This is a genomic window from Qipengyuania sp. B-5, from assembly GCF_056857815.1.
On sequence record NZ_JBSXNU010000045.1, the window covers coordinates 124,166 to 137,851 of the forward strand.

Below are 13,686 nucleotides of genomic sequence, written 5' to 3' on the forward strand. Positions count from 1 at the left end.
GACCGCATGTTTGAGGGGCAGATCAACAAGAAGACCGTTCGCGACGCTCGAGAAAGCGATGGTTTGCACCAGTTCCGCTGGACGGAACTGGTCGCGAAGCTTTCGGCAACACGCGAACTGCGCGAAGAACTCGCCAAGGGAGACCACGGCGGTTTCGAGGCCTTTGGCGAAGTACGTAAGGGAAATTGCGGAGAAAGTAAACGGGCCATTAACCAAACTGGTTTAGCGCATGGCAAAACTGAGGCGATAGGTCAGGTCCGAGCCGCAAATGGTGCGGTGCAAGGCGACCGAGAGAAATAGATGATCGAAAATCAGGACATCCGCCCTGCACAGGTGATCGGCCCGCTTGGCGAACCGCTGACCCTGAAGGACTTGCCGTCGCCTTCGACGAAGCGCTGGGTCGTGCGCCGCAAGGCGGAGGTAGTCGCGGCGGTCAATGGCGGTCTGCTGACCATCGATGAAGTGCTCGAGCGCTACGGGCTGACGCTGGAAGAGTTTGCATCCTGGCAGCGCGCCGTCGACCGTTCGGGTATGCAGGGCCTGCGTGTTACGCGCATCCAGCATTACCGCGATCTCTACGAACGTCAGTTTAAATACTGAGCGACTTGCCCGGCCCGGGAACAAAACGCTCGCAAACCCGCTAAATCCCTGTCCCTATGCAGAAGGGGAACCACCGACCTTGACATCCGTTCGGGGTGACATAGGGTCGGATGGGAGGATAACAGGAGGTTTTGCAATGGGTTGGATTATCGCAATTATCGTCGGCGGTGTGGCCGGCTGGCTCGCAAGTCTGGTTATGAACCGTGATGCGTCGATGGGTATTTTCTGGAATATCGTGGTTGGCATCGTCGGTGCGCTTATCGGCAACTTCCTCGCCGGCACTTTGTTTGGCATCGAGGGTAGCATTCAGAGCTTTGATCTGACCGGGTTTATCATCGCGATCGTGGGCGCCATCGTGCTGCTCGGCATCGTAAACCTCGTCCAGCGGGGTCGCGTGCGGTAACGCTATAAAGCATTATTGAATATGAAGGGCGGTGCAGTCTTGGCTGTGCCGCCCTTTTTGCATCTTCCGGACCGGTTTCGGACAAGACCCCCCGACATTCGTCCACCCGTCTCCTACTCCGGTCGAGGGAAAGATTGCTCCGCATCGAAGCCTGCATTACCAGGAAAACCGCAGACTTGCGCTGTGTGATTTAGCCAACTAATACACCAAGCCGAATAAAGTCGTTGCCAGACGGGGCAAACAGAATGACGTACGAATCCGAGATCATGTCCAACAAGGGGGAAGCGGTCGCCGTTTCGCTCGATGGCGAGCCCGCAATCGCAGAACGCGAAGCCCGCAGTCGCAAGCGTCTCTATATCGTTATCGCCCTGGTCGTGCTCGCGGCGATAGTCGCTGCGTATCTTCTCCTGACCATGGGCGCGGAAGACGAAGCCGCGGATACGGGTTCGCAAGCACCTGCCATCACCGTCGTTTCGCCGGGGCGCACCACTGTCGCGGGAGAGATCGTGGCAACCGGTGTGCTCGCTGCACGTCGCGATGCTCCGGTAGGTGTTGTGGGCGAAGGCGGCCGGGTGGTTTCCATCCCCGTCGAAGCGGGTGACTGGGTGCGGCAGGGTCAGGTCCTTGCCGTGATCGATCGCTCGGTTCAGTCCCAGCAGGCCCGGGCGGCGGCTGCGCAGATCGAAGTGGCGCAGGCCGACGCGGAGCTTGCGCAGTCCAATCTCGATCGTTCCTTGCAACTGGTCGAGCGCGGTTTCGTCTCGCAAGCCGATGTAGATCGCCTCACTGCGACGCGGGATGCTGCCGTAGCCCGTGTCCGCGTGGCGCGCGCGCAGCTCGACGAATTGCAGGCGCGCAATGCAAGGCTCAATATCGTCGCTCCCTCGGCAGGCCTGGTGCTTGAACGCAATGTCGAGGTCGGCGCGACGGTTTCTGCCGGTTCGGGCCCCTTGTTCCGTCTCGCCCGGGGCGGTGAGATCGAAATGCTCGCTCAGGTGGGGGAGGAACAGCTTACCAGGCTTCGCGCCGGTGTTTCGGCTGAAGTGACGCCGGTGGGCTCCGAACAGACCTTTACCGGGCAGGTATGGCAGGTGGCCCCGACCATCGATGCCCAGAACCGGCAAGGGACGGCGCGGATCGCGCTTTCTTATGATCCCGCCCTGCGTCCCGGCGGCTTTGCCACGGCCCGCATCCTGAGCGGCACTACTACCGCTCCCCTCCTGCCCGAAAGCGCCGTGCTGTCGGACGATGATGGCAGTTTCGTCTATGTAGTGGACGCCGAGAACAAGGTCCAGCGCACGCCAGTGAGAACCGGTATGGTCACGAGCGAGGGTGTCGTGATCGAGAGCGGCATCACCGGCAGCGAGAAGATCGTGCTGCGCGCCGGGGGCTTCCTGACCGAGGGCGAAACGGTCAATCCGCGCCCGGCCGGGCAATAGGGGGGGCTACATGAACTTCCGCAATCTTTCCGCGTGGTCGATCCGCAACCCGGTCATCCCCCTGGTGGCGTTCACGGCCCTGTTGCTGGCCGGCATTCTCAGCTTCGCGCGGATGGATGTGGTCAATAATCCGGATATTGAATTCCCGGCCGTAAATATCACGATCTCACAGCCCGGTGCCGCACCGACCGAGATCGAGAACCAGATCACGCAGCGGGTCGAATCGGCCGTGCGTTCGGTCGCTGGGGTCAACAAGATTACCTCGACCGCCCGTGAAGGTAGTTCGAACACCTTCGTCGAATTCGAGATCGGCACCGATCCCAACGACGCCGTTTCCGAGGTGAAAAACGCGATCGATGGCGTGCGCGGAAGCTTGCCCGAGGGCATTCTCGAACCGCGTATCGAAAAGGTCGATGTCGCTGGAGGCTTCCTGGGCATTTACGCCGTCGAAGCGAGCGACATGACGATCGAACAGCTCAGCTGGTTCATCGATGATACCGTCGCCAAGCGTCTGCTGTCGATCGAGGGCATGGCCGAAGCCGGGCGCTTCGGCGGCGTCGACCGGGAAATCGAGGTCACGCTCGACCTCGCGAAAATGCAAGCTTACGGAGTAACTGCATCCGAGATCAACCAGGTCCTGCGGCGCGACAATCTCGATGCGGCAGGCGGCATGGCGGAGGTCGGCGGCACGCGCCAATCGGTCCGCGTTCTCGGCAACACCGGAAGCGCCTTCGAACTCTCTCAACGCCAGATCCGCCTTGCGGACGGAACGACGCTCAGGCTGGGCGATGTTGCAACCGTGAGCGACGGCTATTCGGAGCGCACATCCATTTCCAAGGTCCGCGATCAGGAAGTTGTGAACTTCTATATGAGCCGCGCAAAGGGAGCTTCGGACGTCACCGTTTATGAAGAAGCGCAAGAACTTATTGCGCAGATCGAGGCCGAAAACCCCGACGTCCGCTTCATACAGCTATTCGACACGGTAAAGTACACCAAGAGCCAGTATTCAAGCTCGATCGCCGCTATGATCGAGGGCGCAATACTGGCGGTTGTGGTGGTGTTCTTCTTCCTGCGCGACTGGCGTGCTACATTTATCTCCGCAGTCGCTATCCCGCTGTCCGCGATACCCACCTTCTGGTTCATGGATCTGCTCGGGTTCAATCTGAACTTCCTGTCACTGCTCGCGCTCGGTCTCGTGGCGGGTGTTCTGGTCGACGATGCCATTGTCGAGATCGAGAACATCGTCCGGCACATGCGCATGGGTAAGAGCGCCTATCAGGCGTCGATCGATGCGGCGGATGAAATCGGCCTGCCGGTCGTCGCAACCAGCTTCTGCATAGTCGCGGTCTTCCTGCCGGTCGGCCTGATGCCGGGCGTGACGGGCCAGTTCTTCAAGAATTTCGGTCTGACCGTCGTCATCGCGGTGCTGATGAGCCTTGCTGTCGCGCGCATGATCACCCCGATGCTGTCGGCCTATTTCTTGAAAGCACACGGCCATGCCGAACATGGCGAGGGCAAGTGGATGGACCGCTATATGCGCGTGCTCCACTGGTCGCTCGAACGTGGCAAGATGCACGCACGCCGCGCGGGCCTGCCGGCGCCTAAACATCGCTGGGCCTATGCGCTCTCCCTGCTGCTCGTCGTGTTCACCTTGCTCGGCATTTCCGGTGCGGCGGTTTTTATGACCTTCAATGCGATCGACGGATTGCAGATACCCCAGACGCTGGCCAATGCCGTGGCGTCGGAAGGGTTCCTGCACGATCTGGTGATGCGTCCCCTGCAGATCATTCAATTGGCAGTGGCTACCGCGGTCGGTTTCGCCCTGGTTTTCGGGCTCCTGAAAATCCTCGGTTTCCTCACCCGTGTGATTGGCGAGCGGCTTGGCCAGAGCTGGCGCTATCTCGAGGCGCGCTTTTATGACCACCGCGTATGGATGCTGGGTGTGGGCTGGTTCTCTTTCCTGCTGACGGTCCTGCTGTTCACGCAGACACCGTTCCAGTTCAATCCTGAAATCGACGACGAGAACGTCCAGGTCGAGATCGAGATGGTGCCCGGTACGACGCTGGATACGACCGAACGCGTAGCCGATCAGGTTGCCGCCCTGCTCTATGAGCAGCCGGAAGTCGAACGCGTCCTCGAACGCGTCCGGGAAGGGCAGGCGACGCTCTACATTACCTTGAAGGAAGATCGCGAACGTCCGTCCTATGTATTCACCCGCGCTCTCGCTCCTGAACTGGCCCTGATCCCCGATGCTCGGGTCCGCTGGAACTCCATGAACGGTCCCGGCGGCGGTGGCAGCGGGCGTGATTTGACGATCATGCTCGCAGGCTCCGATCCCGAACTTCTCAGCGACACCGCCTCCAAGGTCGTAGAAGAGATGAAGGGCGTTTCGACCATCGTCGCCCCGCGCATCACAGCCGATGTTCCGCGGCCCGAAATCATCATCAGGCCGCGGACCGAACTGCTTGCCGATCTGGGCGTGTCCACCGCCGCGATGAGTCAGGCGATCCGTATCGCGACCATGGGTGAGATCGAACAGAACGCGGCGAAATTCTCGCTATCCGACCGCCAGATCCCGATCACAGTGCGTCTGCCGGAAGGGGCGCGGGAGGATATCGTCACGATCGAGAACCTGCCGGTTCCGACGGCCAACGGCACTTCTGTCCCCCTCGGCCGGATTGCCGACATCACTTTCGGTTCGGGTCCGACGACGATCCAGCGCTATAACCAGAACCGACGGGTCTTCATCGGAGCCGACCTTGCCAGCGGCGTATTGCGCGGCAACGCGATGGAGCAGGTCGATGCCCTTCCTACTCTGGCGAACCTGCCACAGGGCGTGATCCGCGATCAGGTCGGCGAAGACGAGATGCAGCAGGAACTTAAGGAGAATTTCTCGATCGCCTTGATGGCGGGCATCCTGCTCGTTTTCGCGGTGCTGGTCCTGCTCTACAAGCGTCTCATGAGTCCGCTGGTCAACATGACCTCGCTTGCTCTGGCACCGCTCGGCGGTATATTCCTGGTCTGGATTGTGGGTCAGCCGCTCTCAATGCCGGTGTTGATCGGTGTGCTGCTGCTGCTGGGGATCGTCTCGAAAAACTCGATCCTGCTGATCGACTTCGCGATCGAGGCCATGGATGCAGGTCAGGAGAAGATGGATGCCATCATCGATGCCGGGCACAAGCGTGCACAGCCGATCGTCATGACTACTGTTGCTATGACGGCAGGTATGGTGCCTACAGCGCTCAGCCTGTCGGGCGATGGGGCATGGCGTGCGCCGATGGGTACGGTGGTGATCGGCGGTCTGATCCTCTCGACACTGCTTACGCTGCTGATCGTGCCGGCTGGATTCAGCCTTGCGGACGGGTTCGAGAAGCGGGCTGGGCCCTGGCTGCGGAATAGGTTCCTGACCTATCGACCGGGCGACGAAGACGGTGTTCCCGGGCCAAAAGCCCATGAACCCGGGATCGAACCGGCGGAGTAAGCGTCGCCTAGGGTATGGCGGGCACTTCCCATAATCTGACTGGAAGGGGCGGCGAGCCGCTCCCGGCGGATCGCGCCCGTGCCATGCGTCGTACTGCCACGGGCATGCTGGTGCTCATGGCGGCTATCTTCATCGCGTCGGGGCGCTGGCTCGATGTGCATCCTGCCTGGGGCTATGCCCATGCCTTTGCCGAAGCGGCGATGGTGGGTGGTCTTGCCGACTGGTTCGCTGTCACCGCGCTGTTTCGCCGCCCACTCGGCTTGCCGATCCCGCACACGGCGATCATTCCAGCGAACAAGGACCGTATCGCCGATACGATGGCAGGTTTCCTGCGCGAGAACTTCCTGACGCCACAAGTCGTAGCCCGCCGGATGGGGGCGATGAATTTGGCCGCAGCGGTGGGGGGCTATCTCGCCGATCCCAGGGCCGCGCGTGATTCGCGCGTCCGAGCCGGTGCAGGCGAGCTTGCGGTCGAGGTGCTGGAATCGCTCGATCCCGACAGGCTCGGCACCCAAGTCCGCTCCGGGCTCGCCGCGCAGATCGAAAAGCTGGAAGTCTCGCCCCTATTGGGCAGCATGCTCGACGCGATGATCGAAGATGGCAGGCACAAGGTGGTGATCGACAAGATCATTCGTTGGGCTGGCCTCGTGCTCGAGGATAATGAGCAGATGGTCCGCGATATGGTGCACAATCGGGCCAATGCCGTGCTTCGCTTCACCGGTCTGGACGAGAGGGTTGCGAACTCGGTTCTCGACGGTCTCTACAAGCTCCTTGCAGAAGTGCTGGTCGATCCGGAGCACCCCCTTCGCAACAAGATCGAGGAGGGCCTTCAGGAACTTGCCCGCGGCCTTCGCGAGGATCCCGAAATGCAGGCGCGGGTCGAGCGCATGAAGGTCGAGCTCGTGAACAATCCGGCGATCGCGGATTGGTGGCAATCGGTGTGGGAGCGCATCCGCGCGCGCCTCATAAACAGCATCCGCGAAAGCGGCGGCGCCGGAGACGGCTACCTCGGAGAGACCCTGGCCGAACTCGGCGGTGCCTTACGCGACGACATCCGCTTGCAGCAGCAGGTCAACCGCTTCGCCCGCCGTACCGCCGTGGGCGTGGCGACGCGCTATGGCGATCAGATCGTGCAACTCGTCAGCGAAACCGTCCGCCGCTGGGATGCGACGACCCTCACAGGCCGTGTGGAGAACGCGGTTGGCCGCGATCTGCAGTTCATTCGGATCAATGGAACACTGGTTGGCGGGCTGGTGGGACTGACGCTGCACGCTGGCAGCCAGCTACTATAATACTGGCAGGGAAATACAGAGCTATCCGAGAACTTATGGCATCCGGTAAAGTATGCTGGTTTGATAGATCGATCGGATCGGCTCCCCTTCTTCGTCCATGGCTGGTTCGAACCTGGCATCGGCCATTATAATATCACATGGCGTGCGTTTCATTTCGAAGTCGTCCGCCTGAGTGTTGTTGATCCAGTCACAACGCTCTGCCTTACCTTCACTATCGACGATTATGCGGACTTTGAAATTCGCCTGCGCTCCTCGCATGAGCGCCTTGCTCGGGTAATGTCGCTGAATGTCGGCCGCGATCTCGCGGACGTTCAGCCACACGGGTGTGGTCGTCAGTCGATCCTGGTAAGTTTCGTCGAAACCCCAACCTTGAGCCAAGTCGAGAGTGCATTTGTTAAGCGCAGCAACTGCAGCCCCCATGTCTTCCAATTGAAGGGTGATCGCCAATCGGTCGCTCTGCCAAAACGAAAGGTATTGCACACGCGCCGCGCGATCGGGATCAAGGCCGCCGAGGACCGGGTCGAGGCCCGAAGCCAGTTCGGCGCGACCCAGTTCGCGGAGGTCGCGCTCTTTCACTTTCGAGACGACCGGCTGTCCAAGTTCCCAGCCTCTACCTATAAATGCCGGACCGAACTTACCGAGCGCGGCTTTCAAGAATGTTTTCTCGAACTGATTAAACTCTGGCCCCCACTGGACCGTAACATCCTTTGACCACCTTGTCCGCGCAAGGGGTGGCCCGGCAACAGTCCAGTCAAAATCTGCTGATGGCGAATACTGCTCTATCATCAAGACTGTTTGGTCGTCGGACTTCCCATATGTCCTGATCAAGCGGCAGCTGTTCTCGCCATAATCGGCGACCCACTTGCTGTCAGCCTTGAGTGTCAAAACCTCTGCTTTCGCATCGCCTGTGAAAAGCGCTGCGAGAACGATTCCAGACAAGATAATTCGCATTTAGTGACCCCCCTTCGCTCTTGCCAATCTGCATAAGCGAAAGGGGGGTGTCACTCAATTCCGTAATGACATCAAAGCTTTTCAGTGAGTTCCGGGACAGCCTTATAGAGATCGGCGACCAAGCCGATGTCCGCCACCTGGAAGATCGGTGCGTCCTCGTCCTTGTTGATCGCGATGATCGTTTTGGAGTCTTTCATCCCGGCGAGGTGCTGGATCGCGCCCGAGATGCCGATGGCGATGTAGACTTCCGGAGCCACGATCTTACCGGTCTGGCCGACCTGGTAATCGTTCGGAACGTAACCCGCATCGACCGCGGCGCGCGAAGCGCCGATGCCTGCGCCGAGCTTGTCTGCCAGCGGCGTGATGACCTGCTCGAAGGTTTCCGCGTCCTTCAGCGCGCGGCCACCCGAAACGATGATCTTGGCGCTGGTCAGTTCGGGACGGTCACTCTCGGCGATTTCCTGGCTGACGAAGCTGGAAAGACCTGCGTCGGTCGGACCGGAAATTTCCTCGATGGTGCCCGAGCCGCCTTCCGCTTCCGCCTTGTCGAAGGCGGTTCCGCGAACGGTGATGACAAGCTTTTCGTCCGTGCTTTCGACGGTCGCGATGGCATTGCCGGCGTAAATCGGACGGGTGAAGGTCTTGTCGCCTTCGACCGAAAGGATGTCCGACACCTGCATCACATCGAGCAAAGCGGCGACGCGCGGCGCGATGTTCTTGCCGGTGGTGGTGGCGGGCGCGACGAACGCGTCGTGATGGCTCATCTGGTCGGCAATCAGCGGCGCGACGTTTTCCGCCAGCGCATGCTCATATGCCGCATCGTCGGCAAGGTGGACCTTGCCCACGCCCGCGACCTTCGCAGCCTGTTCGGCAACCGCGCGGCAGCCCGATCCGGCGACCAGCAGGTGCACTTCGCCCAGCTTGCCCGCAGCGGTCACCGCGGCAAGCGTCGCGTCCTTCATTTCGGCATTGTCGTGTTCGACCCACACCAGTGTCTTCATGTTCAAACCTCCAAGTCCGTTCGCCCTGAGCTTGTCGAAGGGCCGTACTTTTCTTCATCCGAGCGCCCGAAAGAAGGACGGTGCTTCGACAAGCTCAGCACGAACGGATGACGGGTGAATTCCTTATGCGATGCCCAATGCCTTGATCTTGGCAACCAGCGCATCGACGTCCTCGACCTTCACGCCAGCCTGCCGAACCGGCGGTTCGGAGACGTTGGTGGTCTTCAGGCGCGGCGCGGTGTCGACACCGTAATCGGACGGGCTCTTGGTATCGAGCGGCTTCTTCTTCGCCTTCATGATGTTCGGCAGCGAGGCATAGCGCGGCTCGTTCAGGCGCAAATCGGTGGTGACGATGGCCGGAAGCGTGAGCTTCACGGTCTCGAGACCGCCATCGACCTCGCGTTTCACGATAACGTGATCGCCATCTACCTCGACTGTATTGGCGAAGGTGCCCTGCGGACGGCCCATCAGGGCCGCCAGCATCTGGCCGGTCTGGTTCGAATCGTCGTCGATCGCCTGCTTGCCGAGCATCACGATGCCGGGCTCTTCCTCTTCGGCGATGGCCTTGAGGATCTTGGCAACCGCGAGGGGTTCGACCTCGTCATCGGTCTCCACCAGGATCGCGCGGTCGGCGCCCATGGCAAGCGCAGTGCGCAGCGTTTCCTGCGCCTTTGCCGGCCCGATGCTGACGGCCACGATCTCTTCGGCCTTGCCCGCTTCCTTGAGGCGGATGGCCTCCTCGACGGCGATTTCGTCGAAGGGGTTCATGCTCATCTTTACATTGGCAAGGTCCACGCCCGAGCCATCGGCCTTCACGCGCGGTTTGACGTTGTAATCGATCACCCGCTTGACGGGGACGAGGATTTTCATGCGAATACCTTCCTCTCGATGGAAACTTCGGTGCCCGCCTAGCTTGCGTTTACGTAAACGTCAAGCAAAGCGGCGGCCGTTTGCCGACTCTCGACTGGCTTCCTGTCCCGCGGAAAACCGCAGGTCAAGCGCGCGGGCCGGATTACCTTTACTATGGTTCTGGCCGCGAATAGTTTCAGCCGACGGTGGGAGGTTTGGCAATGCATATAGCGTTTATGGCAACAGGGCTTCTGCTCTTTATGACGACGGCGGCAGTCGCGCAGGAAACGCGCACCGCACCGGAAGACTACCAATCCCCGCCGGCAACGATGGAACAAATGTCCTGGCTGGTCGGCCAGTGGAGCGGCAGCGGCATCGGTGGTGCGGCGGCGATGGAAAGCTGGCTTCCACCTACCGGCGATACGATGGTGGGCACATTTGTCCAGCAAACCGGGGAAGGCGGCATCCGCTTCACCGAGCACATGTATCTGGTGGAGGAAGAGGGAACGCTGGTCCTGCGCTTGAAGCACTTCAATGCCGACCTCACTGCTTGGGAGGAGAAGGACGACATGCTCACCTTTCGCCTGATCGCGGTAGAGGGTTGCGCTGCCTATTTCCACTCGCTCACATTGCGGTGCGATGGAGAGGACGGGCTGCTCGCCGCCGTACGCATGAAGAGCGACGGCGACGAGATCAGCGAACTGGTTTTCCGTTTCGAACGGGTCGACTGACAGCCAGGGCGGCGCTCAGGCCGCCTTCTTCACCTCGGCCACGATCTTGCGGGCTGCATCGCCCAGATCGTCTGCCGGGACGATCGGCAGGCCCGAGTTGGCGAGGATTTCCTTGCCTTCCCGGACGTTGGTACCTTCGAGGCGGACGACCAGCGGAACCGAAAGGTTCACGTCCTTTGCCGCCTGCACGATACCGTTGGCGATCACGTCGCATTTCATGATCCCGCCGAAGATATTGACGAGGATGCCCTCGACTGCCGGGTCCTTGAGGATGATCTTGAACGCGGCCGTCACCTTCTCGGTGGTCGCGCCGCCGCCCACGTCGAGGAAGTTTGCAGGGAAGGCGCCGTTCAGCTTGATGATGTCCATCGTCGCCATGGCCAGGCCCGCGCCATTGACCATGCAGCCGATGTTGCCGTCGAGCTTGATATAGGCGAGGTCGTATTCGCTCGCCTCGACTTCGGCCGGGTCTTCCTCGGTCTCGTCGCGCATCGCTTCCACGTCCTTGTGGCGATAAAGCGCGTTGCTGTCGAAACTCATCTTGGTGTCGAGTACGAGGAGGTTGCCCTCCTTGTCTTCCACCAGCGGGTTTATCTCGAGCATTTCCATGTCGAGGTCCATGAAGGCGGTGTAGAGCTGCTTCGCCAGCTTCTGGCACTGCTTGTTGGTTTCGCCTGTCAGCTTGAGGGCGAAGGCAACCGCGCGGCCATGGTGCGGCATGAAGCCCTGCGCCGGGTCGATAGTGATGGTGGTGATCTTCTCGGGCGTTTCATGCGCCACGTCTTCGATATCCATCCCGCCCTCGGTGGAGGCGATCATGGCGACCTGGCCGGAAGCACGGTCGACCAGCATGGAGAGGTAGTATTCCTTCTCGATATCGACGCCGTCGGTGACGTAGAGGCGATTGACCTGCTTGCCTTCGTCGCCGGTCTGGATCGTTACCAGCGTGTTGCCGAGCATTTCCTTCGCATTCGCTTCGACCTCGTCCACGCTCTTCGACAGGCGGACGCCGCCCTTCGCATCGGGCCCCAGTTCCTTGAACTTGCCCTTGCCGCGCCCGCCGGCGTGGATCTGCGCCTTCACGACATAGAGTGGCCCGGGAAGCTGCTTCGCGCCTGCAACCGCTTCTTCGACGGTGAGTGCTGCGTGTCCTGCGGGAACGGCGATGCCGTATTTCGCGAGGAGTTCCTTAGCCTGGTATTCGTGAATGTTCATCTGGGTTCTCGTCCTTCGCGCGAATGCGCGGTCTGGGGGGATGGGAATCTGCGCGTGCGCATAAGCATGTCTGGGCGCGCTTGAAAAGTGCGGTTTTCGGGTGCAGGTGCACTCGCGCTCCATGATCGACAGTAAACGTCTCGAATCCATCGTCGCGCAGGCAGGCGAGATTGCGCTCGGACTCTGGCCGGGAGCGGGTGCGGAACTGGAGTCGTGGGAGAAGACTCCGGGAAGCCCGGTGTGCGAGGCCGATCTGGCCGTCGATGCCTTCCTCAAGCGCGAACTGGGCGCGTTGCTGCCTTCAGCCGGATGGCTTTCAGAAGAAACCGCCGACGATCCGGAACGGCTCGATCGCGATTTGATCTGGCTGGTCGATCCGGTGGACGGCACGCGCGATTTCATTCGCGGACGCAAGGGCTGGGCGGTATCGGTGGCGCTGATCAGTTCCGGCAGGCCGCTCATCGGCACGCTCTGCGCGCCTGCGCGCGGCGAGGTGTGGCATGCCGTTGCGGGGCAGGGCGCCACGCTCAACGGAGCCCGGATCGCCGCTTCGACACGGCGGGATTTCGAGGGCGCGCGCGTACCTGCCAACGATCTGATGAAGCAGGACCGCATGCTGACCAAGGTCGAGCAGCCCAATTCCATAGCGCTCAGGATCGCCATGGTGGCGGATGACCGCGCCGATCTCGTCGCCACGCTGCGCTGGGGTTTCGAATGGGACATTGCCGCCGCCGGGCTGATCGCGCGCGAGGCAGGAGCGGCCGTGTCCGACAGTTTCGGTCGCAAGCTCGATTACAACAAGCGCGATCCACGCGCCTTCGGCGTCATTGTCAGTGCGCCGGACATCCATACCGCCACCGTCGAGCATCTCTCCGACAGGGCACATCAGATCGCCAGACCCTAGAAAGCAACGCATGAAAAAGGGGCCGGGTTGGACCCGACCCCTTCCTGTTGAACGTGAGTTCGAGTTAGTGGACGTTACTGGTTCGCCTGAGCAGCTTCCACGTCGTCCTGGTCGAACGGGATGATCTTGATCTCGACGCGGCGGTTGAGAGGTTCGTTCACGCCGTCGGCGGTCTTGACCTTGAGATGCTCATATTGCTCGCCGTAACCCTGCCAGCGAATGCGCGAGGAGCTCACGCCGCGGCTGATCAGGTAGTTGGCGACTGCCTGGGCGCGCTGTTCGGACAGGCGCTGGTTGAGGTCGGTTCCGCCTGTCGTGTCGGTGTATCCGTACACGTCGATAAGGCTGTTGGGATATTGGACCAGGTTGGCCGCCACATTGTCGAGTGTCGCGCGGAAGGCAGAGTTGATCGTGGCGCTGCCGGTGGCGAAGGTCACGCCATCGGGCAGGTTGACGAGAATCGCCTCGCCGCCGTCGGTTTCGCTCACATCGACGCCCGAGCCGGCTGTCTGTTCTTCCAGTTCCTTGATCTGCTGGTCCATGCGGTAACCGACATAGCCGCCCGCCGCGCCGCCGGCTGCCGCGCCGATGATGCGTCCGGTCTTGCCGCCGATTACGCCGCCAAGAAGGCCGCCGGCCACAGCGCCACCCACACCGCCGAGTACGGTGCGCGATACCTTGCGTTCGCCGGTGTTGGGGTCTGTGACACAGGCAGAGGTGCCGAGCAGAGCGATGGAAGAAAGTCCTGCGAGGAAAAAGCGTGATGTTTTCATGTTTTCATTCCCTTTCTGAGAGCCGGGCTCGTGGGGGCGCTCCAGCC

Annotated in this window: 13 protein-coding genes; 8 read left to right on the plus strand and 5 right to left on the minus strand. The window is 61.1% G+C overall.

Annotated features, from left to right (window positions below; translation table 11 throughout):
• The first annotated feature begins 6 nt into the window (after positions 1–6).
• The 6 genes from AC13CE_RS08165 (at position 7) to AC13CE_RS08190 (ending at position 7,215) form a co-directional block, all read left to right on the plus strand.
• Positions 7–300, plus strand: coding sequence for a hypothetical protein (locus AC13CE_RS08165; RefSeq protein ID WP_482972109.1), 294 nt, complete (start codon positions 7–9; stop codon positions 298–300).
• Positions 301–600 carry a CtrA inhibitor SciP gene (gene sciP / locus AC13CE_RS08170; RefSeq protein ID WP_160608664.1) on the plus strand — a complete coding sequence of 100 codons (300 nt, stop codon included), beginning with the start codon at positions 301–303 and terminating at the stop codon, positions 598–600.
• A 136-nt stretch (positions 601–736) separates the two neighbouring features.
• Positions 737–1,003 (plus strand): GlsB/YeaQ/YmgE family stress response membrane protein, encoded by a 267-nt coding sequence (locus AC13CE_RS08175; RefSeq protein ID WP_221538217.1) that lies wholly within the window; start codon positions 737–739, stop codon positions 1,001–1,003.
• A 245-nt stretch (positions 1,004–1,248) separates the two neighbouring features.
• Entirely contained in the window at positions 1,249–2,442 is a 1,194-nt protein-coding gene (locus tag AC13CE_RS08180; protein ID WP_482972110.1) for an efflux RND transporter periplasmic adaptor subunit, read from the plus strand.
• Between the two features lie 10 nt (positions 2,443–2,452).
• Positions 2,453–5,923 carry an efflux RND transporter permease subunit gene (locus tag AC13CE_RS08185; protein ID WP_482972111.1) on the plus strand — a complete coding sequence of 1,157 codons (3,471 nt, stop codon included), beginning with the start codon at positions 2,453–2,455 and terminating at the stop codon, positions 5,921–5,923.
• Positions 5,924–6,006: 83 nt separating this feature from the next.
• Complete coding sequence (locus tag AC13CE_RS08190) at positions 6,007–7,215, plus strand: DUF445 domain-containing protein (protein ID WP_473820833.1); 1,209 nt, start codon at positions 6,007–6,009, stop codon at positions 7,213–7,215.
• A 33-nt stretch (positions 7,216–7,248) separates the two neighbouring features.
• Here AC13CE_RS08190 and AC13CE_RS08195 read toward each other — a convergent pair whose 3' ends face one another.
• The 3 genes from AC13CE_RS08195 to AC13CE_RS08205 all read right to left on the minus strand — a co-directional run bounded on the left by AC13CE_RS08195 (position 7,249) and on the right by AC13CE_RS08205 (position 10,037).
• Entirely contained in the window at positions 7,249–8,166 is a 918-nt protein-coding gene (locus AC13CE_RS08195; protein ID WP_482972112.1) for an energy transducer TonB, read from the minus strand.
• Between the two features lie 71 nt (positions 8,167–8,237).
• Complete coding sequence (locus AC13CE_RS08200; RefSeq protein ID WP_482972113.1) at positions 8,238–9,167, minus strand: electron transfer flavoprotein subunit alpha/FixB family protein; 930 nt, start codon at positions 9,165–9,167, stop codon at positions 8,238–8,240.
• A gap of 123 nt (positions 9,168–9,290) precedes the next feature.
• On the minus strand, positions 9,291–10,037 hold the full coding sequence (locus AC13CE_RS08205; protein WP_221538223.1) for an electron transfer flavoprotein subunit beta/FixA family protein: 747 nt from the start codon (positions 10,035–10,037) through the stop codon (positions 9,291–9,293).
• 215 nt (positions 10,038–10,252) lie between these two features.
• Between AC13CE_RS08205 and AC13CE_RS08210 the strand changes: the two genes are divergently transcribed.
• Positions 10,253–10,747 carry a DUF6265 family protein gene (locus tag AC13CE_RS08210; RefSeq protein ID WP_482972114.1) on the plus strand — a complete coding sequence of 165 codons (495 nt, stop codon included), beginning with the start codon at positions 10,253–10,255 and terminating at the stop codon, positions 10,745–10,747.
• A 15-nt stretch (positions 10,748–10,762) separates the two neighbouring features.
• On the opposite strand, the gene sucC is transcribed toward AC13CE_RS08210, so the two are convergent.
• On the minus strand, positions 10,763–11,962 hold the full coding sequence (gene sucC / locus AC13CE_RS08215; protein ID WP_482972115.1) for an ADP-forming succinate--CoA ligase subunit beta: 1,200 nt from the start codon (positions 11,960–11,962) through the stop codon (positions 10,763–10,765).
• A 121-nt stretch (positions 11,963–12,083) separates the two neighbouring features.
• Here sucC and AC13CE_RS08220 point away from each other — a divergent pair, with 121 nt between their 5' ends.
• Positions 12,084–12,866, plus strand: a complete 783-nt coding sequence (locus tag AC13CE_RS08220; protein ID WP_221538226.1) for a 3'(2'),5'-bisphosphate nucleotidase CysQ — start codon at positions 12,084–12,086, stop codon at positions 12,864–12,866.
• 74 nt (positions 12,867–12,940) lie between these two features.
• On the opposite strand, the gene AC13CE_RS08225 is transcribed toward AC13CE_RS08220, so the two are convergent.
• Positions 12,941–13,639: a YiaD family glycine zipper/OmpA-like lipoprotein gene (locus AC13CE_RS08225; protein ID WP_221538227.1), complete on the minus strand. Its 699-nt coding sequence runs from the start codon at positions 13,637–13,639 to the stop codon at positions 12,941–12,943.
• Between the last annotated feature and the right edge of the window lie 47 nt (positions 13,640–13,686).

Bases quoted from the DNA above. Each gene is read 5' to 3' on its own strand.
- AC13CE_RS08165 (WP_482972109.1), top strand. From the start codon at position 7: ATGTTTGAGGGGCAGATCAACAAGAAGACCGTTCGCGACGCTCGAGAA.
- sciP (WP_160608664.1), top strand. From the start codon at position 301: ATGATCGAAAATCAGGACATCCGCCCTGCACAGGTGATCGGCCCGCTT.
- AC13CE_RS08175 (WP_221538217.1), top strand. From the start codon at position 737: ATGGGTTGGATTATCGCAATTATCGTCGGCGGTGTGGCCGGCTGGCTC.
- AC13CE_RS08180 (WP_482972110.1), top strand. From the start codon at position 1,249: ATGACGTACGAATCCGAGATCATGTCCAACAAGGGGGAAGCGGTCGCC.
- AC13CE_RS08185 (WP_482972111.1), top strand. From the start codon at position 2,453: ATGAACTTCCGCAATCTTTCCGCGTGGTCGATCCGCAACCCGGTCATC.
- AC13CE_RS08190 (WP_473820833.1), top strand. From the start codon at position 6,007: ATGCGTCGTACTGCCACGGGCATGCTGGTGCTCATGGCGGCTATCTTC.
- AC13CE_RS08195 (WP_482972112.1), bottom strand. From the start codon at position 8,166: ATGCGAATTATCTTGTCTGGAATCGTTCTCGCAGCGCTTTTCACAGGC.
- AC13CE_RS08200 (WP_482972113.1), bottom strand. From the start codon at position 9,167: ATGAAGACACTGGTGTGGGTCGAACACGACAATGCCGAAATGAAGGAC.
- AC13CE_RS08205 (WP_221538223.1), bottom strand. From the start codon at position 10,037: ATGAAAATCCTCGTCCCCGTCAAGCGGGTGATCGATTACAACGTCAAA.
- AC13CE_RS08210 (WP_482972114.1), top strand. From the start codon at position 10,253: ATGGCAACAGGGCTTCTGCTCTTTATGACGACGGCGGCAGTCGCGCAG.
- sucC (WP_482972115.1), bottom strand. From the start codon at position 11,962: ATGAACATTCACGAATACCAGGCTAAGGAACTCCTCGCGAAATACGGC.
- AC13CE_RS08220 (WP_221538226.1), top strand. From the start codon at position 12,084: ATGATCGACAGTAAACGTCTCGAATCCATCGTCGCGCAGGCAGGCGAG.
- AC13CE_RS08225 (WP_221538227.1), bottom strand. From the start codon at position 13,639: ATGAAAACATCACGCTTTTTCCTCGCAGGACTTTCTTCCATCGCTCTG.